The 22,512-nt window shown below is 58.4% G+C and carries 22 protein-coding genes and 1 pseudogene; 11 read left to right on the top strand and 12 right to left on the bottom strand.

From position 1 onward, the window contains the following. Nucleotides 1-110: 110 nt before the first annotated feature. The 6 genes from CJU81_RS07245 to dadA form a co-directional block, all read right to left on the bottom strand. A complete protein-coding gene (locus tag CJU81_RS07245; protein WP_095036072.1) occupies nt 111-2,033 on the bottom strand; it encodes an acetyl-CoA hydrolase/transferase C-terminal domain-containing protein in 1,923 nt (640 codons plus the stop codon). A gap of 115 nt (nt 2,034-2,148) precedes the next feature. Next, nucleotides 2,149-2,562 (bottom strand): c-type cytochrome, encoded by a 414-nt coding sequence (locus tag CJU81_RS07240; protein WP_029611629.1) that lies wholly within the window; start codon nt 2,560-2,562, stop codon nt 2,149-2,151. A 180-nt stretch (nt 2,563-2,742) separates the two neighbouring features. After that, nucleotides 2,743-3,291: a cupin domain-containing protein gene (locus CJU81_RS07235; protein WP_016782677.1), complete on the bottom strand. Its 549-nt coding sequence runs from the start codon at nt 3,289-3,291 to the stop codon at nt 2,743-2,745. Nucleotides 3,292-3,416: 125 nt separating this feature from the next. Beyond that, nucleotides 3,417-4,490: an alanine racemase gene (alr, locus tag CJU81_RS07230; RefSeq protein WP_095036071.1), complete on the bottom strand. Its 1,074-nt coding sequence runs from the start codon at nt 4,488-4,490 to the stop codon at nt 3,417-3,419. Nucleotides 4,491-4,590: 100 nt separating this feature from the next. After that, a complete protein-coding gene (locus CJU81_RS07225) occupies nt 4,591-4,944 on the bottom strand; it encodes a RidA family protein (protein WP_095036070.1) in 354 nt (117 codons plus the stop codon). Beyond that, the gene (dadA, locus tag CJU81_RS07220) at nt 4,916-6,217 is read right to left on the bottom strand and encodes a D-amino acid dehydrogenase (RefSeq protein ID WP_029611630.1); all 1,302 of its coding nucleotides are present in this window, start codon (nt 6,215-6,217) and stop codon (nt 4,916-4,918) included. Before dadA ends, CJU81_RS07225 begins: the two co-directional genes overlap by 29 nt. Nucleotides 6,218-6,373: 156 nt before the next feature. Here dadA and CJU81_RS07215 point away from each other — a divergent pair, with 156 nt between their 5' ends. Beyond that, on the top strand, nt 6,374-6,862 hold the full coding sequence (locus CJU81_RS07215) for an Lrp/AsnC ligand binding domain-containing protein (RefSeq protein ID WP_016782681.1): 489 nt from the start codon (nt 6,374-6,376) through the stop codon (nt 6,860-6,862). A gap of 49 nt (nt 6,863-6,911) precedes the next feature. Here CJU81_RS07215 and CJU81_RS07210 read toward each other — a convergent pair whose 3' ends face one another. Continuing rightward, entirely contained in the window at nt 6,912-7,265 is a 354-nt protein-coding gene (locus CJU81_RS07210) for a YkgJ family cysteine cluster protein (protein ID WP_048363845.1), read from the bottom strand. 147 nt (nt 7,266-7,412) lie between these two features. Between CJU81_RS07210 and CJU81_RS07205 the strand changes: the two genes are divergently transcribed. Continuing rightward, nucleotides 7,413-8,714, top strand: coding sequence for an NAD(P)/FAD-dependent oxidoreductase (locus CJU81_RS07205; RefSeq protein ID WP_095036069.1), 1,302 nt, complete (start codon nt 7,413-7,415; stop codon nt 8,712-8,714). A gap of 110 nt (nt 8,715-8,824) precedes the next feature. On the opposite strand, the gene CJU81_RS07200 is transcribed toward CJU81_RS07205, so the two are convergent. After that, the gene (locus CJU81_RS07200) at nt 8,825-9,058 is read right to left on the bottom strand and encodes a DUF1127 domain-containing protein (protein ID WP_095036068.1); all 234 of its coding nucleotides are present in this window, start codon (nt 9,056-9,058) and stop codon (nt 8,825-8,827) included. A 169-nt stretch (nt 9,059-9,227) separates the two neighbouring features. On the opposite strand from CJU81_RS07200, the gene CJU81_RS07195 reads away from it, so the two are divergent. Continuing rightward, entirely contained in the window at nt 9,228-10,649 is a 1,422-nt protein-coding gene (locus CJU81_RS07195; RefSeq protein ID WP_095036067.1) for an aminotransferase-like domain-containing protein, read from the top strand. Nucleotides 10,650-10,683: 34 nt separating this feature from the next. Next, nucleotides 10,684-12,234, top strand: a complete 1,551-nt coding sequence (locus tag CJU81_RS07190) for a phospholipase D family protein (RefSeq protein WP_095036066.1) — start codon at nt 10,684-10,686, stop codon at nt 12,232-12,234. A gap of 127 nt (nt 12,235-12,361) precedes the next feature. Here CJU81_RS07190 and CJU81_RS07185 read toward each other — a convergent pair whose 3' ends face one another. Beyond that, nucleotides 12,362-13,855 carry an aldehyde dehydrogenase gene (locus tag CJU81_RS07185; RefSeq protein WP_095027635.1) on the bottom strand — a complete coding sequence of 498 codons (1,494 nt, stop codon included), beginning with the start codon at nt 13,853-13,855 and terminating at the stop codon, nt 12,362-12,364. A gap of 169 nt (nt 13,856-14,024) precedes the next feature. Between CJU81_RS07185 and CJU81_RS07180 the strand changes: the two genes are divergently transcribed. Continuing rightward, entirely contained in the window at nt 14,025-14,387 is a 363-nt protein-coding gene (locus tag CJU81_RS07180) for a cupin domain-containing protein (RefSeq protein WP_095036065.1), read from the top strand. A 209-nt stretch (nt 14,388-14,596) separates the two neighbouring features. After that, complete coding sequence (locus tag CJU81_RS07175) at nt 14,597-14,890, top strand: I78 family peptidase inhibitor (RefSeq protein WP_095036064.1); 294 nt, start codon at nt 14,597-14,599, stop codon at nt 14,888-14,890. A 70-nt stretch (nt 14,891-14,960) separates the two neighbouring features. On the opposite strand, the gene rpmG is transcribed toward CJU81_RS07175, so the two are convergent. After that, nucleotides 14,961-15,116, bottom strand: a complete 156-nt coding sequence (gene rpmG, locus CJU81_RS07170) for a 50S ribosomal protein L33 (protein WP_003437824.1) — start codon at nt 15,114-15,116, stop codon at nt 14,961-14,963. An 11-nt stretch (nt 15,117-15,127) separates the two neighbouring features. Then, entirely contained in the window at nt 15,128-15,361 is a 234-nt protein-coding gene (gene rpmB / locus CJU81_RS07165; RefSeq protein WP_019410280.1) for a 50S ribosomal protein L28, read from the bottom strand. 502 nt (nt 15,362-15,863) lie between these two features. On the opposite strand from rpmB, the gene CJU81_RS07160 reads away from it, so the two are divergent. Next, complete coding sequence (locus CJU81_RS07160) at nt 15,864-17,450, top strand: ABC transporter substrate-binding protein (protein ID WP_095036063.1); 1,587 nt, start codon at nt 15,864-15,866, stop codon at nt 17,448-17,450. 3 nt (nt 17,451-17,453) lie between these two features. Here CJU81_RS07160 and radC read toward each other — a convergent pair whose 3' ends face one another. After that, nucleotides 17,454-18,128, bottom strand: coding sequence for a RadC family protein (gene radC / locus CJU81_RS07155; protein WP_095036062.1), 675 nt, complete (start codon nt 18,126-18,128; stop codon nt 17,454-17,456). A gap of 122 nt (nt 18,129-18,250) precedes the next feature. Here radC and coaBC point away from each other — a divergent pair, with 122 nt between their 5' ends. The 4 genes and pseudogenes from coaBC (at nt 18,251) to argB (ending at nt 22,328) form a co-directional block, all read left to right on the top strand. After that, nucleotides 18,251-19,459 (top strand): bifunctional phosphopantothenoylcysteine decarboxylase/phosphopantothenate--cysteine ligase CoaBC, encoded by a 1,209-nt coding sequence (gene coaBC, locus CJU81_RS07150; RefSeq protein ID WP_095036061.1) that lies wholly within the window; start codon nt 18,251-18,253, stop codon nt 19,457-19,459. 5 nt (nt 19,460-19,464) lie between these two features. Further along, a complete protein-coding gene (dut, locus tag CJU81_RS07145; protein ID WP_016782694.1) occupies nt 19,465-19,920 on the top strand; it encodes a dUTP diphosphatase in 456 nt (151 codons plus the stop codon). Between the two features lie 100 nt (nt 19,921-20,020). Next, nucleotides 20,021-21,397 (top strand): annotated as a pseudogene (locus tag CJU81_RS07140) (phosphomannomutase/phosphoglucomutase); the annotation flags it as partial. 25 nt (nt 21,398-21,422) lie between these two features. Beyond that, nucleotides 21,423-22,328 carry an acetylglutamate kinase gene (gene argB, locus CJU81_RS07135; protein WP_095036059.1) on the top strand — a complete coding sequence of 302 codons (906 nt, stop codon included), beginning with the start codon at nt 21,423-21,425 and terminating at the stop codon, nt 22,326-22,328. The last annotated feature ends 184 nt before the right edge of the window (nt 22,329-22,512 follow it).

Genomic DNA, 22,512 nt, shown 5'->3' with positions numbered 1-22,512 from the left:
CGGGCTTGCTCAGCCCCCGTAGTCGCTGCCGAAGGCTGCGAGCTTTTTAATGGGGCTTACCAAGATCAAAAGCTCGCAGCCTTCGGCAGCGACTACGGCCAGTGTCGGGTTTAGCGCCTCGTTGCCTGCAGCGCTGCCAGCAGCAAACGCTGGTACAGCTCATCGCGCAACCCGTCGGGTTTTGCGAGCTGCATACGCTCAAGGTGTTCGGGGAAGGCCTGCGGCGACGGCGCGTCCAGCGTGGCCTTGCCCAGCTGGTAAATCTGCGTGAGCTTGAATTTGCTCTTTAGCCAATTCAACGCTCGCAGCAGGTCTTGTTCCTGTGCGCTGAAATCACTGCCCAGCGGGTACTCCGGGAACAAGTGCGGGTGCCTGGCAGCTATCCCCTGCAAGCGTTCCGGGCTGTTGTCGGCAAAGCGCGGGTCGAGGCAGAAATCCTTGGGCAACTTGCCCATCAACTGCGCCTGCGTCGTCAGCTCGGTCTGAAAGCGTGAATCGGTGATGTTGAGCAGCGCTTCGATGACCTTGCTGTCGGTTTTGCCGCGCAAATCGGCAATCCCGTATTCAGTGACCACAATGTCGCGCAAATGACGCGGGATCGTGCAGTGGCCGTACTCCCAGACAATATTGGAACTCACGTCGCCACCTGACTCACGCCAGCTGCGCAGCATGATCACCGAGCGGGCGTCATGCAGGGCATGGCCTTGGGCAACAAAGTTGTACTGCCCGCCTACCCCGCTAAGCACCCGGCCGTCTTCAAGCTGGTCGGCCACAGCAGCACCGAGCAAGGTGGCGGTGAAAGCGCTGTTGACGAAGCGCGCATCGCGCCGTTGCAGACGCTTCAACTCTTCCTGGCCGTACAGCTCGTTGATATAGCTGATGGCAGTCATGTTGAATTCGCGCAGTTGGCTGTGGGGCAGCTCCCGTAGCCGCTGGTAAAACTCGCGCGGGCCAAGAATAAAGCCACCGTGAATGCAGATGCCGTCATGTTGCAGGCTTTCATCCAGGGTGCCGGCATTGGCCCGGGCCTGGCGCTCAACATCCGGGTAGACCTTGCGCCGTACAATCCCGGCATCTGCCAGCACCATCAACCCGTGAACAAACATCTCGCTGCAACCATACAGGCCCAGGGCAAATGGCTCTAAGCCGCCTTGCTGCTCGATCAGCGTGCGCCAAGGGCTGATATCGATAGCGTCGAGCAGGGCGCGATAGCCCTCATTGTCGCCCTGGCGTGCGAGCAATGCTGAACTCAGGGCATCGCCCATCGAGCCAATGCCGATCTGCAAGGTGCCGCCGTCACGTATCAGGGTGCTGGCATGCAAACCAATCATGTGGTCTTGCAGGTTGACCGGCATGCTGGGGGTGGAAAACAATGTCGTGTGGTCAACTTCGTCGATTAGCAGGTCAAAATCGTCGATACTCAATTCCGAGTCGCCGGGCATATAAGGCAGGTCTTCATGTACCTGGCCGAGCATCAAAATGGTCTCTCCCGCTGCTCGCCGTTTGGCGATCATGGGCAACAAATCGAGGGTGATGTCGGGGTTACAACTCAGGCTCAAACGACTTGGGTCCTGAGGATTTCGGGCTACCAGCTGGGCGATCAGATTCAGGCCGCTGGCATTGATGTCACGGGCCGCGTGGCTGTAATTGCTGCTGACATAATCCTGTTGGGCCGCCGGGCTATTGAGCAAACTGCCCGGCTGCATAAAGAATTGCTCAACGTGGATGTTGGCAGGCATGCGGCTGTGCTGCAGGTCGCCAAGGTAATCCAGCTCGATGTAATCGCCAAATACCCGCTCGACAAAAGGCTCCAGAAACAGCCGTTGCAACCCGTCGCCAAGCGGCGGGCGGCCCAGGCTCAGGGCGGTATAGACCGTCAGTTGGCGCTCGGGCAACAGCTTGATCCGCTGATACAGTGCATTGACGAAGCGGTTGGCTTTGCCCAGGCCCAGCGGCAGGCCAAGGTGAATATGTATCGGTAACCGCGCCAGCACATCATCGACTGCGCGCTCGATCGAACAGGACTGCACCATCTGATCCTCCTTATCCAGTCTTGAATATAGACGTGATAGCGGACAGGGCGCGGGCGGGGTCAAATTTCAGGCACAAAAAAGCCGCCCATCAGCGGCTTTTTCAGAGAAGGTCGGCTTATTTCAAACCGGACATTTTCTCGATCGCACCTTTTAGCTCTTCATCGGTACAGGTCATGCAAGTGCCTTTTGGCGGCATGGCATTGATACCGGTGATGGCCTTGGCCAGGATGCCATCAAGGCCGCCCTGGTGATCGGCGCGCTCTTTCCAGGCTGCGGTATCACCGATTTTCGGTGCGCCCAACAAGCCGGTGCCGTGGCAAGCACTGCAGTGCTTGGCAATAATGTCGTCGGGGGTCATGCCACCACCACCGCCTACAGAAGCGGTCACTTCCATCCCTTTGCATTCCTGCCCTTGAACACAGACTTTACCCACTGGCTCAAGACGTTTTGCGATGTCATCGTTCGTTGTTGCCTGAGCGTTGACTGCCCATAGGGCCACTACTGCTGCTGGTACGGCCAGCATTTTCATAATTAGGTTCACGCGTTCACCCTCAATGGTGGCTAGTCACGCCCACAACCACGGTTTCGCGGGCGGCAAAAGTATAACGGTTAGCCCGCCTCTCTGAAACAACCCTAAAGACAAAGGGGGAATAGAGCTGGCGAAATGCATCTACGGGTGCCTCTGCAAGCAGGCAGGGCGCCTCTGTTCTTAGAAGTTCGCCGGGGTGGCTGCGCTGATTAGTCGCGCCGCGACGTCGAACGGATTGCGAAAACGGTGCGGCTTGGAGCTTTCGAAATAGTAGCTGTCTCCGGCTTCCAGCACGAAGGTCTCAAGGCCCACGGTTAACTCTAGGCGACCTTCCACCAAAATCCCGGTTTCTTCGCCTTCATGGGTCAGCATTTCATCGCCGGTATCGGCGCCCGGGGGATAAATCTCGTTGAGAAATGCAATGGCCCGGCTCGGATGCGCCTTGCCGACCAGTTTCATGGTCACGGCACCGTCGGAAATGTCGATCAGCTCATTGGCTTTGTAGACAATTTGAGTTGGGTTTTCTTGAAGAATCTCTTCGGAAAAAAACTCGACCATGGACATGGGGATGCCACTCAGCACTTTTCGCAGGGAGCTTATGGACGGGCTCACGCTGTTCTTTTCGATCATCGAAATGGTGCTGTTGGTGACGCCCGCGCGCTTGGCGAGTTCACGCTGCGACAGGCCTTTGAGTTTGCGGATGGATTGCAGTCGTTCACCGACGTCCAATGCGGGAGCCTCCTGGGGCAGATTCAAGTCGAGAAGCCGCTATCATGGCGATAGCGTTCAGTATTTACAACACTTCGACTTCAAACCCGGGTGCCCATTTGCCCCCGCACATTGGATACAACCTGTCAGCTACCGGAATAGAGGCGTGGCACGCGTTTGAGGTTGCAGAAAATCTGGTAAGGAATGGTATCTGCTGCGCTTGCCACTTCGCAGGCGAGAATGTTTTTGCCCCATAACTCGACCGTCGAACCCAGGCCGGCTTGCGGCACATCGGTGAGGTCGATGCACAGCATGTCCATCGATACCCGGCCCAGCAGTTGGCTGCGCACACCGTCCACCAGCACCGGGGTGCCGGTGGGTGCCTGGCGCGGGTAGCCGTCGGCATAACCCATGGCCACCACGCCAATGCGCATCGGCTTCTGGGTAATGAATTTGGCACCGTAGCCCACCGGCTCACCGGCGGGCAGTTCGCGCACGCAGATGACTTTTGACTCCAGGGTCATCACCGGCTGCAGGCGTGATGCAGTGGCCTGCGGTTCTTCAAATGGCGAGGCGCCATACAGCATCAGGCCCGGGCGGACCCAGTCACTTGGCACGCGTGGCCAGCCGAGTACGGCCGGCGAGTTACGCAAGCTGATTTCGGCGGTCAAGTCGGCGCGAGCACCCAGGAACACCGCGACTTGCTCTACGCTGCGGGTGCAATCGAGCTCATCGGCGCGGGCAAAATGGCTCATCAGCACGATTTTCGCCACATTGGCACTGGCCTGCAGGCGCTGGTAAGCGGCCTTGTAATCATTGGGGTGCAAACCGACGCGGTGCATGCCGCTGTCCAGTTTCAGCCATACGTGGATCGGTTTGGCGAGTCGGGCCTGCTCGATCGCATCGAGCTGCCACAGCGAATGCACCACGCACCAAAAGTCATGTTTGACGATCAGCGGCAGTTCATCGGCTTCAAAAAAACCTTCGAGCAGCAGAATGGGTGCGCCAATACCGGCAGCACGCAACTCCAGTGCTTCTTCTATGCAGGCAACGGCAAAGCCGTCGGCCTCGGCTTCAAGGGCCTGGGCGCAGCGAACCGCACCATGGCCGTAAGCATCGGCCTTGATCACAGCGAGGGCTTTGGCCCCCGTGACTTCACGGGCCAGTTGGTAATTGTGGCGCAGGGCTTGGAGGTCGATCAGGGCACGGGCTGGGCGCATGGCGGCGGGCTTCTAACGGCAGTTGAATAAAAAAACGGTGCATACCCGCAGCGTGAACCGCGTGCTGCACCGTAAGAGGGACTTTTACGTGATCAAAATACTAGAGCAGTGCTGCCACAACAGACAATTCGACCAGAATTTCAGGGTCGCACAGCTTGGCCTCGACGGTCGCGCGGGCTGGCGCTACACCCTTGGGCAGCCACTGGTCCCACACGCTGTTCATGCCGGCAAAGTCGGCATCGATGTCTTTGAGGTAGATGGTGACCGACAGGATGCGGCTTTTGTCGCTACCTGCCAGATCCAGCAAGTGCTCGATATTGGCCAGTGTTTCACGGGTTTGTTGCTCGACCCCGGCGTTCATGTCGTCGCCGACTTGCCCGGACAGGTAGACAGTGCCGTTATGGGCAACGATCTGGCTCATGCGTTCATTGGTGAGCTGGCGCTGGATTGCCATGTTTTGCAGTCTCCTGGTGGTTACCGTAGCGGGAAATATCAAGGCCTTCGGCGCTGATTTGCGGGGTCTTTTTGGCCATTACGTCCGCAAGGAAACGACCGGAACCGCAGGCCATGGTCCAACCGAGTGTGCCATGACCGGTGTTCAGGAACAGGTTTTTAAACGGGGTCGCGCCAACAATCGGCGTACCGTCCGGGGTGGTTGGACGCAGGCCGGTCCAGAAGCTGGCCTGGCTCAGATCACCGCCCTGAGGGTAAAGGTCGTTAACGATCATCTCCAGGGTTTCGCGTCGACGCGGGTTCAGCGACAGGTCAAAACCGGCGATTTCAGCCATACCGCCAACGCGGATGCGATTGTCGAAACGGGTGATCGCGACTTTGTAGGTCTCGTCGAGAATGGTCGAAGTCGGGGCCATGTCCGAGTTGGTAATCGGGATGGTCAGCGAATAGCCCTTGAGCGGGTAAACCGGAGCCTTGATGCCCAGCGGCTTGAGCATCTGTGGCGAGTAGCTGCCCAGTGCCAGTACATAACGGTCGGCGGTTTCGAGTTTGCCGTCGATCATCACGCCATTGATGCGATCGCCTGCGTAGTCCAGACGCTGGATATCCTGGCCGAAGCGGAACTCTACACCCAGGTTCTTGGCCATTTCAGCCAAGCGGGTGGTAAACATCTGACAATCGCCAGTCTGGTCATTCGGCAGGCGCAGAGCGCCGGCCAGAATGTCGGTCACGCTGGCCAGTGCGGGTTCAACCCGGGCAATACCGGCACGGTCGAGCAGTTCGAACGGTACGCCGGACTCTTTCAGGACCGCGATGTCCTTGGCGGCGCCGTCGAGCTGGGCCTGGGTACGGAACAGTTGCGTGGTGCCGAGGTTGCGGGCCTCGTAGGCAATGCCGGTTTCGGCACGCAGCTCGTCGAGGCAGTCACGGCTGTACTCGGACAGACGCACCATGCGCTCTTTGTTCACGGCATAGCGGCTGGCGGTGCAGTTGCGCAGCATCTGTGCCATCCACAGGTACTGGTCAATGCTGGTCGTGGCCTTGATGGCCAGAGGCGCGTGGCGTTCGAGCAACCACTTGATGGCTTTGAGCGGCACGCCCGGTGCGGCCCACGGCGAAGCGTAGCCCGGGGACACCTGGCCGGCGTTGGCAAAGCTGGTTTCCATTGCAACGGCTGGCTGACGGTCTACGACGACCACATCGAAACCGGCTCGGGCCAGATAATAGGCGCTGGCAGTACCAATAACGCCGCCACCCAATACCATAACTCGCATATTTATATCCCTCATCGCGGCCAGCCGCAGACGTTTATTGTTCAAAGCGAAGATGAGCGCAGTATATGAAGCATTGAGCAGTGGTATTCACTGTATAAGCAGCTATATTTGGCGACAATTCTCGGTCATAACCCTTTTCACGGAGGAGAATCTCCTATGCGAACAAATCATCAAACAAAGCGTGAACTGGACAAGATTGATCGCAACATTTTGCGCATCCTCCAGGTCGATGGCCGCATCTCGTTTACCGAGCTGGGGGAGAAGGTCGGGCTGTCGACCACACCCTGTACCGAGCGGGTGCGCAGGCTGGAACGTGAAGGGATCATCATGGGCTACAACGCCCGGCTCAACCCGCAGCATTTGCAGGGCAGCCTGCTGGTGTTTGTGGAAATCAGCCTCGACTACAAGTCAGGCGATACCTTCGATGAATTCCGACGCGCCGTGTTGAAGTTGCCTCACGTGCTGGAGTGCCATTTGGTATCGGGGGATTTCGACTATCTGGTGAAGGCGCGGATCAGCGAGATGGCTTCGTACCGCAAGCTGCTGGGCGATATCCTGCTCAAGCTGCCCCATGTGCGCGAATCCAAGAGCTATATCGTGATGGAAGAAGTCAAAGAGAGCCTGAATCTGCCGATTGCGGATTGACGGTTTTCCCTCACCCTAACCCTCTCCCAAAGGGAGAGGGGCTCTTGATCTAGACCAGCACCTGCCGCGTACTGGCGATGTATTCATGCACCAGTTTCTCTGCGCTGGGGTGAATCAGCTCTACCGGGCGTCGGCCATTGGGGCACGGCAAGGTGGGCGTTGTACCAAATAGGCGACAGATCAGTGGCCGCTCTTCATACACCGTGCAGCCATTGGGCCCCAGATGCACACAGTTCAGTTCGTCCATTGCCGCTTCTTGCTCGGCTGCGGTCTTGCGCGGCAGGCGGGCCATTTCTTCGGATGAGGTGGTCACAGGCCCGCAGCAATCATGGCAACCCGGCACGCATTCGAACGAGGGGATTTGCTGCCTGAGAAAGCGGATCTTGTGACTGTTGCAGCTCATCCAGAACGTACCGATTTTGAAAAGGCCGCAGAGTCTGCCTGAAAACCCCTGCACTAGACAGGGCCATTCGGCTGTTCTTGCCCCGCGGGAATGGCACGGCTTATGCTCCGTCAAATTTTCCAAACATCAATAATCAGGATTACGCACATGAACGCCCCTGTTCAGCGCAGCCAGCACACCGCTTCTTATTACGCCGCCAGCAGCCTGCCGCAGCCCGATCACCCGGTGTTGCAGGGCGAGTTGGTGGCTGATGTGTGTGTCGTGGGCGGTGGCTTTTCCGGGCTGAACACGGCGCTGGAGCTGGCCGAGCGCGGCATGAGCGTGGTCTTGCTGGAAGCGCACAAGATTGGTTGGGGCGCCAGCGGTCGCAATGGCGGCCAATTGATTCGCGGTGTCGGTCATGGCCTTGAGCAGTTTGAGGGGATCATTGGCAAGGACGGTGTACGGCAAATGAAGCTGATGGGGCTGGAAGCGGTGGAAATCGTGCGCCAGCGCGTCGAGCGTTTCAATATCGCTTGTGACCTGACCTGGGGCTATTGCGACCTGGCCAACAAGCCCCGTGATCTTGAAGGTTTCGCCGAAGAAGCCCAGGAGCTGCGCGATCTGGGCTATCGCCATGAAACTCGCCTGTTGCAGGCCAGTGAAATACACAGCGTGGTGGGTTCTGATCGTTATGTCGGCGGCTTTGTCGACATGGGCTCGGGGCATTTGCATCCGTTGAATCTGGCGCTGGGCGAAGCGGCCGCCGCTGCACAGCTGGGTGTAAAGCTGTTCGAAAACTCCGCAGTGACCCGCATCGATTATGGCCCTGAGGTTCGGGTGCACACAGCCCAAGGCACGGTGCGGGCCAAAAGCCTGGTGCTGGGTTGCAACGCCTACCTGAAGGACCTCAACCCGCAGCTCAGCGGCAAAGTACTGCCTGCGGGCAGCTATATTATTGCCACCGAGCCGTTGAGCGAGGCTCAGGCTCACGCGTTGCTGCCGCAAAATATGGCCGTGTGCGATCAGCGTGTAGCCCTGGATTACTACCGTCTCTCGGCGGATCGGCGCTTGCTGTTTGGAGGTGCTTGTCATTATTCGGGTCGTGACCCGCAGGATATTGCGGCGTACATGCGTCCGAAAATGCTGGAGGTTTTCCCGCACCTCAAAGACGTAAAAATCGATTACCAGTGGGGCGGCATGATCGGCATCGGTGCCAACCGTTTGCCACAGATTGGCCGCCTGAAAGAGCAACCCAATGTGTATTACGCCCAGGCGTATTCAGGCCACGGGGTTAACGCGACCCACCTGGCGGGCAAGTTGCTGGCCGAAGCCATCAGTGGCCAGCATAGCGATGGCTTTGACCTGTTCGCCAAAGTCCCGCATATCACCTTCCCCGGCGGCAAATACCTGCGCTCACCGTTGCTGGCGCTAGGGATGCTGTGGCACCGGCTAAAAGAGCTGCGTTAAGGCAGAATCTGTAGTCGCTGCCGCAGGCTGCGAAGGGTTGCAAAGCAACCCGTTTCCCTCGAAGCCTGTGCAAATCCAATCGTAGCCTGCGGCAGCGACTACAGGTTTGGTCACTGCCGCCAAAACGGCTTGCAGCCTTCACGCTGGGCCATTTCGCGAGTCAAACCCACATCACGCAGCTGTTGTTCGTCCAGGTTCAGTAGCACGCGGCGGCTACGGGCCCGGTGGCAAAACAGGCCCCACAACCCAAGGCCGGTCGGGGTGCTGGTGACTTCACGGGTTTCATGCTCGGCCAGTAATTGTTGGCTGTGCAGCGTCAGGCGCACATCGCTTAAACCATTCATCAGACAGCTCCTTTTGACTCGATCACCATGAGTCAGCATGATGGCCTTGCGCTCAAAACCATGACAGATTCAGCAAAGTCCTTTTACGTGCATACAGATAGGGCTTTTAAGACGCTGAATCCTTGGTTTTCACACTATCTGTACTGGTCAACCCTTCGGGAGCTCCGCCATGACCCTTTACGTGAACCTCGCCGACCTGCTCGGCACACGCATCGAGCAGGGCTTCTATCGCCCTGGCGACCGTTTGCCTTCGGTGCGGGCGTTAAGTGCCGAGCATGGTGTGAGCCTGAGCACGGTGCAGCAGGCGTACCGCTTGCTGGAGGACAACGGTCTGGCGTCGCCACGGCCCAAGTCCGGGTACTTTGTGCCGATGGAGCGTGAGCTGCCTGCCCTGCCGGGCATGGGTAAACCTGCCCAGCGACCGGTGGAAATATCACAATGGGAACAGGTGCTGGAGCTGGTGCGCTCAGTCCCGCAAAAGGACGTGATCCAGTTGGGGCGCGGCATGCCGGACGTCACCACACCGACCATCAAGCCGCTGTTGCGCAGCCTGGCGCAGATCAGCCGGCGTCTGGATTTGCCAGGGTTGTATTACGACAACGTCTACGGTGTGCTGGGCCTGCGCGAGCAGGTGGCGCGACTGTTGCTCGATTCGGGCTGCCAGCTGACAGCTGAAGATCTGGTGATCACCACCGGCTGCCATGAGGCGTTGTCATGCAGTATTCGAGCAGTATGCGAACCGGGCGATATCGTGGCGGTCGACTCGCCGAGCTTTCATGGCGCCATGCAAACCCTCAAGGGCCTGGGCATGAAAGCGCTGGAGATCCCCACCGATCCGCTGACGGGCATTAGCCTCGAAGCCCTGGAACTGGCGCTGGAGCAGTGGCCGATCAAGGCCATCCAGCTCACCCCCAGTTGCAATAACCCGCTGGGCTATATCATGCCCGAGGCCCGCAAGCGGGCACTGGTGACCTTGGCCCAGCGCTTTGATGTGGCGATTATCGAAGACGATGTGTATGGCGAATTGGCCTACACCTACCCTCGACCGCGAACCATCAAGTCTTTCGACGATGATGGTCGTGTCCTGCTGTGTAGTTCATTCTCCAAGACCCTGGCCCCCGGCTTGCGCGTGGGCTGGGTTGCGCCGGGGCGTTATCTGGAGCGGGTGCTGCACATGAAATACATCAGCACCGGCTCTAGCGCACCGCAGCCGCAACTGGCGGTTGCAGACTTTTTACGTAACGGTCATTTTGAGCCACACCTGCGCAAGATGCGCAGCCAGTATCAGCGCAATCGAGACCTGATGCTGGGCTGGATCAGTCGTTACTTTCCACCCGGCACCCGCGCCAGCCGGCCCCAGGGCAGCTTTATGCTGTGGCTTGAGCTGCCGGAAGGGTTTGACAGCCTGCGCCTCAACCGGGTGTTGCTGGATCAGGGCGTACAGATTGCAGTGGGCAGTATTTTTTCGGCCTCGGGCAAGTACCGTAACTGCTTGCGCATGAACTACGCTGCAAAGCCAACACCGCAGATTGAAGACGCGGTGCGCAAGGTCGGGATAGCGGCCGGCAAGCTGTTGGCAGACACTGTTTAACCCTCACGTTAAGTCTGGCCCGAGGCTCTACCCGTTGAAATCACTTTGTGTGCTGTTTTTGGCTGTATGGCTGGGAGGCTGTGCCACGTTGGACGTACCCCGTGAACCCACCCAGGCGTTGCCCGCAACCGACTCTTCCTTTGGCCGCTCAATCAAGGCCCAGGCCGCGCCGTATCAGGGCCGCTCTGGGTTTCGCCTGCTGCCCAACAGCGGCGAAGCGTTCAGGGCCCGGGCGGAGCTGATCCGCAACGCGCAAACCAGCCTCGACCTGCAGTACTACATCGTCCACGACGGGCTGAGTACGCGCATGTTGATCGACGAGCTGCTCAAGGCGGCAGATCGCGGGGTGCGGGTACGCATCCTGCTCGATGACACGGCCAGTGATGGCCTGGACGATGTGCTGGCAACCCTTGCGGCCCATCCCAATATCCAGATCCGCCTGTTCAACCCGCTGCAACTGGGGCGCAGCACGGGTGTGACCCGGGCAATGGGGCGGCTGTTCAACCTTTCGCGCCAGCACCGGCGCATGCACAACAAGCTCTGGCTGGCCGATAACAGTGTGGCGATCGTGGGCGGGCGCAATTTGGGCGACGAGTATTTCGATGCCAAGCCGGAGCTGAATTTCACCGATATCGATCTGCTCAGTGTCGGCCCGGTTGCAGAACAATTGGGTCACAGCTTCGACCAATACTGGAACAGCGCACTGAGCCAGCCGATTGGCGATTTTGTCTCCTTGAGACTGTCCGAGCACGAGCTGGGCAAGGCGCGCAAACAACTGGAGGACTCGCTCAAGCGTGCGCAGCAACGCAACCCGGCGCTGTATCAGGAGCTGGCCTCATACGAAACCCGCCCGCAGCTCGACGTGTGGCGCAAGGAACTGATCTGGGCCTGGAATCAGGCGCTGTGGGATGCACCCAGCAAGGTGCTGGCCCGTGACGAACCTGACCCGCACTTGCTGCTGACCACGCAGCTGGCGCCGGAGCTGGCGGGCGTGAACCAGGAGCTGATTCTGGTTTCAGCCTACTTTGTACCGGGTGAAACCGGGCTGCTGTACCTCACGGGCCGCGCTGATGCCGGGGTTGATGTACGTTTATTGACCAACTCGCTGGAGGCCACGGACGTACCCGTGGTGCATGGCGGCTATGCACCGTATCGCAAGGCGCTGCTGGAGCATGGGGTCAAGCTCTTTGAGCTGCGGCGCCAGCCGGGCAGTAGCGGCGGCAGCGGCCCGCACTGGTTCAAGCCGGGGATGAGTTCGGATTCAAGCCTGCACAGCAAGGCGATGATTTTCGATCAACAAAAATCCTTTATCGGCTCATTCAATTTCGACCCGCGCTCAGGCTTGTGGAATACCGAGGTCGGGGTGCTGGTGGACAGCCCTGAACTGGCCGCCGAGGCCCGCAAACTGGCCCTGCAGGGCATGGCTCCGGCCTTGAGTTACGAACCCACCCTTGAGCAGGGCAAGATTGTCTGGGTCACTGAAGACAACGGCCAGCTGCACACTCTGCACCATGAGCCGGGTAACTGGTGGCGCCGGCTCAATGCCTGGTTCAGCAAGAGTGTGGGGCTGGAGAAAATGCTCTAAGGGCGGCTGCCCTCACCCCAACCCTCTCCCTCCGGGAGAGGGTCAGGGTGAGGGCGCTACTTGTGTGGTGTAAAAACCATTGCGGGAGCGAGCCTGCCCGCTCCCACAGGGTGTTGCGTTTACGCTGTTACAGCTTGATCCAGGTGGACTTCAGCTCGGTGTACTTGTCGAACGCGTGCAGCGACTTGTCACGGCCGTTGCCTGACTGCTTGAAACCACCAAACGGCGCGGTCATGTCACCGCCATCGTATTGGTTGACCCATACGCTGCCGGCGCGCAGGGCCTTGGCGGTCAGGTGAGCCTTGGAGATATCCGCAGTCCAGACTGCTGCCGCCAGGCCGTATGGCGTGTCGTTGGCAATCTTGATGGCCTCTTCGGCGCTGTCGAAGGTGATCACCGACAGTACCGGGCCGAAGATTTCTTCCTGGGCGATTTTCATCGCGTTGCTGACGCCGTCGAAAATGGTCGGTTCAACGTAGGTGCCGCCGGTTTCTTGCAGAATTTGATTGCCGCCTGCTACCAGTTTTGCGCCTTCACTGTGGCCAGACTTGATGTACGACAGCACGGTGTTCATTTGCTGGGTATCCACCAGCGCACCCACGGTAGTTTCCGGGTCCAGCGGGTTACCTGGCTTCCAGCCCTTGAGGGCGTCGATCACCAGCGGCAGGAATTTGTCTTTGATCGAGCGCTCCACCAGCAGGCGCGAACCGGCGGTGCAGACTTCGCCCTGGTTGAAGGCAATGGCGCTGGCTGCCGCTTCGGCAGCCGCTTGCAAGTCCGGGGCATCAGCGAAAACGATGTTCGGGCTTTTGCCGCCAGCTTCAAGCCAGATGCGCTTCATGTTGGATTCGCCCGCGTAGATCATCAACTGCTTGGCGATTTTGGTCGAACCGGTAAACACCAGCGTATCGACATCCATATGCAGAGCCAGGGCCTTGCCGACGGTGTGGCCGTAGCCTGGCAGCACGTTGAATACGCCTGCAGGAATACCGGCTTCAACGGCCAGCGCTGCGATACGGATGGCTGTCAGAGGGGACTTTTCGGACGGCTTGAGGATAACCGAGTTACCGGTCGACAGCGCCGGGCCCAGTTTCCAACAGGCCATCATCAGCGGGAAGTTCCACGGCACGATAGCGGCGACAACGCCCACCGGCTCGCGGGTAACCAGACCCAACTGGTCGTGCGGGGTAGCTGCGACTTCATCGTAGATCTTGTCGATGGCTTCGCCGCTCCAGCTCAGTGCGCCGGCAGCACCAGGTACGTCGATGTTCAGGGAGTCACTGATCGGTTTGCCCATGTCCAGGGTTTCAAGCAGGGCCAGCTCTTCGGCATTTTGCTTGAGCAGGCCAGCAAAGCGAATCATTGCCGCCTTACGCTTGGCCGGAGCCAGGCGCGACCAGACGCCAGACTCGAAAGTCTTGCGGGCCACGTCTACGGCGCGTTGGGCATCAGCGCTATCGCAGCTGGCAACCTTGCCCAGCAAGCGGCCATCGACCGGGCTCAGACACTCGAACGTTTCATTGGAGACCGCATCGGTGTATTCGCCATTGATGTAGGCGCGACCTTCGATTTTCAGCTGTTGGGCCCGTTGTTCCCAGTCAGCACGCGTCAGGGTGGTCATTCGAGTGTCCTCCTCTTATTGAAATGGAAGCGCCACCCTAAACCAGTGGCCCTGGAACTTTCAATATATTTGACACAGGTGTCGTAAACACCATGGCTTGTGCGTTTTAATAAACATAGACTTCAATTTTTCTGACAACACACGCCGCAATTTCGGGGGGATAACAAAGATGAGCATCGCTAGCGTAGTCGACTTCAACACTGCCAATACCCAAGCTGAACGTTTTAGCCCGGCCCCGGAAAAGGTGCTCAAAGGCAGCCCTGAACAAGTTATCCACAACCACTACGACAGCCCCTGTGGGCAAATGAACGCCGGAGTGTGGGAAGGCGCGGTTGGCCAGTGGACAGTCAATTACACCGAGCACGAATACTGTGAGATCGTGCAGGGCGTTTCCGTTTTGCGTGACCATGAAGGTAACGCCAAGACCCTGCGCGCCGGTGATCGCTTTGTCATCCCGGCGGGCTTCAAAGGGACGTGGGAAGTGCTCGAGCCATGTCGGAAGATTTACGTAGTGTTTGAGAAAAAGGCCTGAGACAACTGATCCAGAGCCATCAAAAGCCCTGCCATTGTTTGATGGCAGGGCTTTTTTATTTGTACCCTCCAGCTCAGCGGGTACAAATCCAGAAATACGTCGCCACAGCCCTTCGCGTCAACATGAGCCAGTCTTGGGAGAACGCCGGGCACTTAAGGAATGAGCTGGCCCGTAGCGTTACTTCATTTATCTGAAAACAGGGAAGGTCCATGTCCAGTCTGAATGTTTTGAAAAGTCTGTTGTTGGCGACCAGTGTCACACTGGGTTTTTGCTCCATGCCCGCAATGGCGGAGGAAGACGGCAAGTGCAAAGCGGTCACGATCAATTTTCTGGTTGCGCCTGAAGCGACGCCTGCCTTGCTGGAGATGCTGCGCCGGGAGTCCGGAGCGACAGAGATTCGCGTTGAGGTACCCGGCAAGGGCTATACCAAGGAATACAACGCCGATCGTCTACGCGTGATGGTCGACGAAAACAACCTGATGCAGAGCTATATGTGCGGCTAAGGCTGAAAAACACGCACAAAAAAGGCCCGTATCGTGAGATATGGGCCTTTTTCGTAAGAAGAAAAACCAATTACTTGATTTTGGCTTCTTTGTAGATCACGTGCTTGCGAACCCGCGGATCGAATTTTTTGATTTCGATTTTGTCCGGAGTGGTGCGCTTGTTCTTATCAGTGGTGTAGAAATGGCCTGTACCAGCGCTCGACACCAAACGGATCAATTCACGCATGATTAGCTCCCTTAGATCTTGCCAGCACGGCGGATTTCGGCCAGCACGACAGTGATGCCACGCTTGTCGATGATACGCATGCCTTTAGCAGATACGCGCAGACGTACGAAACGTTTCTCTTCTTCAACCCAGAAGCGGTGATGCTGCAGGTTCGGCAGGAAACGACGACGGGTTTTGTTATTTGCGTGGGAAATGTTATTCCCAGTCACCGGACCCTTACCGGTAACTTGACAGACTCTCGACATGCCTCAGCCCTCTAAAACCACATGCCCAACCCGGCATGGGTTGGCCGCTTAATCTCTCAGTCATGGCGCCAGGCGCCGCGTTTCTTTAAGGGTCTTACCGGCTACACCTACAAACGCAGGAACCGGGCCCCTAGAAAAGAGCGCTGCTTTATACCAGAAAGACTAAAGAGCAACAACAAGCAGTGTGATTTGGTGTAATTAATGAAGTCGCCATTTTAACGCCAATCCGCGCCGCGTCTATGCCTTGTGGCGTTTTACCGCTCGTCGCGGGGTGAAAAATTTCAGGCGAAGTTTGTACCTGTAGTCGCTGCGCAAGGCTGCGAAAAAGCCCGCACTGACTCGGGAAAACGGGTCGCTTCGCAACCCTTCGCAGCCTTCGGCAGCGACTACGGGGCTTCAAACACTATTAAAAAGTAGTCATTTGGCTATCAGAACACTAGGGTAAGACTTTTCCAGACTGCACTTGCAGATGGGCCTCATCGACTTGTACAGGAAACAGATCATGCGCCTCGCTGCCGTCCCTTTTTTGCTCACCTTTTGCCTGAGCCCGCTGGTACAGGCGGCCACCTTGAGCGTTTGCACCGAGGCCAGCCCTGAAGGGTTCGACGTTGTGCAGTACAACTCACTCAGCACCACCAATGCTTCGGCAGACGTGCTGATGAACCGTCTAGTGGACTTTGACGCCAAAGCCGCAAAGCTGGTGCCTTCGCTGGCGCAAAGCTGGTCAGTGTCCCCTGACGGTCTTGTATACGACTTCAAGCTGCGACCCGGGGTCAAGTTTCACAACACGGCCTATTTCACTCCAAGCCGTGAATTGAATGCCGATGACGTGCGTTTCAGCTTCGAGCGCATGCTTGACCCCGCCAACCCGTGGCACAAAGTGGCGCAAAGCGGCTTTCCACATGCGCAATCTTTGCAGTTGCCCGAGCTGATCAAAAAAATCGAAAGCCCGGACCCGTTGACTGTGCGCTTCACCCTCAGCCGGCCTGATTCGACCTTTCTGCCGGCGTTGAGCATGGGCTTTGCGTCGATCTACTCGGCCGAGTATGCCGACAAGCTGATGAAAGCAGGCACGCCGGAGCTGATGAACAGTCAGCCGATCGGTACCGGACCTTTCGTATTCAACCGCTTCCAGAAAGACGCGGTAGTACGCTACAAGGCCAACCCGGACTACTTTGCCGGCAAGCCTGCGGTGGATGGGCTGATTTTTGCCATCACCCCGGACGCCAACGTGCGGCTGCAGAAATTGCGGCGCAATGAATGCCAGATTGCCCTCTCGCCCAAGCCGCTGGACGTGGCAGCTGCCGCCAAGGATCCGGCATTGGCCGTAACGCAAACGCCGGCCTTCATGACCGCGTTTGTGGCCATCAATAGCCAGCATCCGCCACTGGATAAACCCGAAGTTCGTCAGGCCATCAATCTGGCTTTCGACAAGGACACCTATCTCAAGGCCGTGTTTGAAAATGGCGCCCAGGCGGCCAACGGCATTTACCCGGCAACCACCTGGAGTTATGCCAAGGACTTGCCGGGGTATGCCCACGATCCGCAAAAAGCCCGTGAGTTGTTGGCCAAGGCAGGGCTGAAAGACGGCTTCAAAACCACGATCTGGACGCGCCCGACAGGCAGCGTGCTTAACCCCAACCCGAGCCTGGGTGCGCAGTTGCTGCAAGCTGACCTCGCCAAGGTGGGCGTCCAGGCCGATATCCGGGTGATTGAGTGGGGTGAGTTGATCCGTCGCGCCAAGGCTGGCGAGCATGACCTGCTGTTTATGGGCTGGGCAGGCGATAACGGCGACCCTGACAACTTCCTCACGCCGCAGTTTTCCTGTGCGGCAGTCAAGTCCGGGACCAACTTTGCGCGCTATTGCGACAAGACCCTGGACGGCTTGATCAGCCAGGGCAAAACCCTGACCGATCAGGACAAACGCAGCGCGCTGTATCAAAAGGCCCAAGCGCAGATCCAGCAGCAAGCGCTGTGGCTGCCGCTGGCCCATCCAACGGCCTACGCACTGACCCGTAAAGACGTACAGGGATATCAGGTGAGTCCGTTTGGGCGTCAGGACTTTTCAACCGTCAGCGTTAAGCCCTGAGCCTTACATCCAGCCGCGTTCGACCATCGAAAGCGGCTGGCCGTCGCCGACTATAAAGTGATCCAGAACCCGTACCTCGATCAGGTCCAGCGCCTTGACCAGGCGCTGAGTCAGTGTGCGGTCAGCCTGGCTGGGTTCGCTGATGCCGGAGGGATGGTTGTGGCAGAAAATCACTGCTGCGGCATTATGCGCCAGGGCGCGCTTGACCACTTGGCGCGGATAAACGCTGGCACTGTCTATTGAGCCCCTGAATAGCACCTCAAAGGCCAGCATGCGGTGCCGGGTGTCCAGAAACAGGCAGCCGAACACTTCGTGCGGCTCATGACGCAGCAAGGCCTTGAAATAGTCGCTAACAGCTTGCGGGCTCTCTAGCGCGCTTTCGCGGCGCAAGCGCTCGGCCAAATGGCGACGGCTCATTTCCAGTACGGCCTGCAACTGGCTGAACTTGGCCGGGCCCAACCCGAGCTGGCGACAGAATGCACGCAGGTCAGCTTCGAGCAAGGCCCGCAGACTGCCAAATTCGCTGAGCAGATGGCGCGCCAGATCCACCGCGCTTTTGCCCGAAACCCCGGTGCGCAAGAAGATTGCCAGCAGTTCGGCGTCGGAAAGACTGCCTGGTCCGTGTTGCAAAAGCTTCTCCCGCGGACGCTCTGCCGCAGGCCAATCTCGAATGCTCATAACACCTCCTTGTGAGTGGGCGCCGCTGTTCCCTGGCAGGCGCTGTGTTATCTTAGCCCATCATTTTTGCGCAGCATTTGGCCATTTTCTGCGCAGTCATCATCGAACTAAAAGGCAGGCCTATGCAGCGGCTGTATCGAAAACGCATTGTTTTGGGCGTCGGCGGCGGCATCGCGGCTTACAAGAGTGCAGAGCTGGTTCGCCGTCTACTGGACCAAGGCGCGGAAGTACGGGTTGTCATGACCCGCGGTGGCAGTGAGTTCATCACACCCCTGACCATGCAGGCGCTGTCCGGGCACCCCGTTCATCTGGATTTGCTCGACCCTGCCGCAGAAGCGGCCATGGGGCATATCGAGCTGGCCAAGTGGGCTGATCTGGTGCTGATTGCTCCTGCAACCGCCGACCTGATTGCACGCCTGGCCCAGGGCCTGGCCAATGACCTGCTGACCACCCTGGTGCTGGCTACAGATGCAACGGTTGCCATCGCTCCGGCGATGAACCAGGCCATGTGGCGCGATCCGGCCACCCAGGCCAATACCCGGCTGCTCGAAAGCCGCGGCCTGCGCGTGTTTGGCCCGGCCTCCGGAAGCCAGGCCTGTGGCGACGTGGGCTTTGGCCGCATGCTCGAAGCGGATGATCTGGTGAGCTGCGCCGCCGAGTGTTTCCAGCGTCAGCTGCTGACCGGCAAGCACGTGCTGATTACGGCGGGGCCGACCCAGGAAAACATCGACCCGGTGCGTTACATCACCAACCACAGTTCCGGGAAAATGGGCTTCGCCCTGGCTGAAGCGGCGGTAGAAGCCGGTGCCCGGGTGACCCTGATCACCGGCCCGGTGCACTTGCCGACCCCGGATCGCGTAACCCGCATCGACGTGGTCAGTGCCCGTGACATGCTTGCAGCCTGTGAGGCAGCGATTCCCTGTGACGTGTTTATCGCGTCCGCTGCTGTCGCGGATTACCGCCCGGAAGTCGTTGCCCCGCAAAAACTCAAGAAAGACCCTACCAAGGGTGACGGTCTGCTGCTGCAGATGGTGCGCAATCCAGACATTCTGGCCACTATCGCTTCACGCCCTGATCGCCCTTTTAGTGTCGGTTTTGCTGCAGAAACCGAGCACCTGCTCGATTACGCTGCGCGCAAACTCAAAGACAAAAACCTCGACCTGATTGTCGCCAACGATGTGGCCAACCCCAGCATAGGCTTCAACAGTGAAGAGAACGCCTGCAGCGTGATTGATCGCGAACTGCACGCCACCGTATTTGCCCAGACCAGCAAAGGCAAGATTGCTCGCCAGCTGGTCACTTTTATCGCCGAACGTCTGAACCAGGTTTAACACGTATGCACGCTTTGCAAGCCAAGATCCTCGACCCACGCATTGGTAACGAATTCCCGCTGCCGCAGTACGCCACCCCAGGCTCCGCCGGCCTGGACCTGCGCGCCATGCTTAAAGAAGACACCGTTCTGGAGCCGGGCCAAACCCTGCTGATCCCTACCGGCCTGTCGGTGTACATCGGCGACCCGGGCCTTGCCGCCCTGATCCTGCCGCGCTCGGGCCTGGGCCACAAACACGGAATCGTGCTGGGGAACCTGGTTGGCCTGATCGACTCTGATTACCAGGGCGAGCTGATGGTGTCGTGCTGGAACCGTGGCCAGACCGCCTTCAACATCACCATCGGTGAGCGTATCGCTCAGCTGGTGCTGGTGCCAGTGGTCCAGGCGCACTTTGAACTGGTCGAAGAATTCGACGAAAGCCAGCGTGGCGCTGGCGGTTTTGGCCACTCCGGCAAGCTCTGATTTTGCAGTACAAGGCCAGGCGTCCTGCCTGGTCTTCCACGCATCCCCGAACCCCTCTTAACATGGAGTCCCCCCTACAATGAGTAGCCCAGCTTCGGTCGCACCGAAATTCCCTGACAGCATTTTTCGCGCCTACGATATTCGTGGCGTGGTGCCGGAAACCTTGACGGCTGAAACCGCGTACTGGATAGGTCGTGCCATTGGCGCCGAGAGCCTGGCCAAGGGTGAGCCTCATGTGTCGGTGGGTCGGGATGGGCGTTTGTCGGGCCCTGAGCTGGTCGAGCGCCTGATCCAGGGTGTAGCCGATAGCGGTTGCCAGGTCAGTGATGTGGGGCTGGTGCCTACACCCGCGCTGTATTACGCGGCAAACGTGTTGGCGGGCAAGTCGGGGGTGATGCTCACAGGCAGCCATAACCCGTCGAACTACAACGGTTTTAAAATCGTGATCGCGGGCGATACGCTGGCCAACGAACAAATTCAGGCATTGCATACTCGCCTGAAAACCAACGACCTGACCTGGGGCGAAGGCAGCATCGAGCGCGTGGATATCCTGTCGCGCTACGCCGATGTGATTACCCGTGACATCAAGCTGGCCAAGCCCTTGAAGGTAGTGGTCGACTGCGGCAACGGCGCTGCAGGTGTGATTGCACCGCAACTTATCGAAGCGCTGGGTTGTGAAGTGATCCCGTTGTTCTGTGAGGTGGACGGCAACTTCCCCAACCATCACCCGGACCCGGGCAAGCCGGAAAACCTTGTGGACCTGATTGCCAAGGTCAAGCAGACCAATGCAGATGTAGGACTGGCCTTTGATGGTGATGGCGATCGCGTGGGCGTGGTGACCAATACAGGGACCATGGTGTTCCCGGATCGCTTGCTGATGCTGTTTGCCCAGGATGTACTGGAGCGAAACCCGGCTGCCGAGATCATTTTCGATGTGAAGTGCACACGCCGCCTGGCGCCCTGGATCGAAGCCTGTGGTGGCCGCCCACTGATGTGGAAAACCGGTCACTCCCTGATCAAGAAAAAGATGAAGGAAACCGGCGCCCTGCTGGCTGGCGAAATGAGCGGGCATATCTTTTTCAAAGAACGCTGGTTCGGCTTTGATGACGGCATCTACAGTGCTGCACGCCTTCTGGAGATCCTCAGCAAGCGCCAGGAAACAGCTGAAGAGCTGTTTGAGACCTTCCCAAACGATATTTCCACACCTGAAATCAATATCGATGTGACGGACGAGAGCAAATTCAGCATCATTGAGGCTCTGCACGATGCTCAATGGGGCGAAGCCGCCGAGCTGACGTCCATTGATGGTGTGCGGGTGGACTACCCTCATGGCTGGGGCCTGGTTCGCGCCTCCAACACCACCCCGGTGCTGGTGCTGCGATTTGAGGCCGAAACTGAGGCCGAACTGCAACGCATCAAGGATGTCTTTCACGCTCAATTGAAGCGTGTAGCACCTGATCTCCAACTACCGTTTTGATCGACTTGTTCTACCGGAGCCCTGAATGACCCTCGAACGTGATGCCGCCTCCAACGTCGCCAAGGTTTTGTCCGAAGCGCTGCCCTACATTCGCCGTTACGTCGGCAAGACGCTGGTGATCAAGTACGGCGGCAACGCTATGGAGAACGATGATCTGAAAACCGGCTTTGCCCGTGACATCGTGCTGATGAAGGCCGTGGGTATCAACCCGGTCGTGGTCCACGGTGGCGGCCCGCAAATCGGGGATCTGCTCAAGCGTTTGTCCATCGAGAGTCATTTTATCGACGGGATGCGCGTGACCGACTCGCAAACCATGGATGTGGTGGAAATGGTGCTGGGCGGCCATGTGAACAAGGAAATCGTCAACCTGATCAACCGCCACGGCGGCAGTGCCATCGGCCTGACCGGTAAGGACGCGACACTGATTCGCGCCAAGAAGATGGTCGTGACCCGTCAGACGCCGGAAATGACCAAACCGGAAATCATCGATTTCGGTCATGTGGGCGAGGTGATCGACATCAACACCGACCTGCTGCACATGCTGACAAAAGGTGATTTTATTCCGGTTATCGCACCGATCGGTGTAGGCGCCAATGGTGAGTCCTACAACATCAACGCCGATCTGGTAGCCGGCAAGGTAGCCGAAGCCCTCAAGGCCGAGAAGCTGATGCTGCTGACCAATATCGCAGGCTTGATGGACAAGGAAGGCAAGGTATTGACCGGCCTGACCACCGCTCAGGTCGATGACCTGATTGCCGACGGCACCATCTATGGCGGCATGCTGCCAAAAATCCGCTGCGCCCTCGAAGCTGTGCAAGGCGGCGTGACCACGGCGCATATCGTTGACGGTCGCGTACCGAATGCTGTGTTGCTGGAGATCTTCACCGATACGGGTGTGGGTACGCTGATTACCAACAGCAAACCGCTGTAAGCAAAACTGAAAAAGCCCCGCCCGGCGATTGCCGGGCGGGGCTTTTTTATGGGCGGGTGTCCCGTCCTGAATAAGGTTTACACCTTCTGACCTATTTTCAGGAGGAATCAATGGATACGGGCAAAAGGCGCAGTCAGCGTGACTACACACTAGCTTTTAAATTATCAGTCGTAGACCAAGTCGA

It is taken from the genome of Pseudomonas fragi, from assembly GCF_002269505.1.
Classification (GTDB): Bacteria; Pseudomonadota; Gammaproteobacteria; order Pseudomonadales; family Pseudomonadaceae; genus Aquipseudomonas; species Aquipseudomonas fragi_D.
The sequence above is the reverse complement of the archived record's forward strand: the minus strand, read 5'-3'. Positions and strand labels throughout refer to the sequence as shown.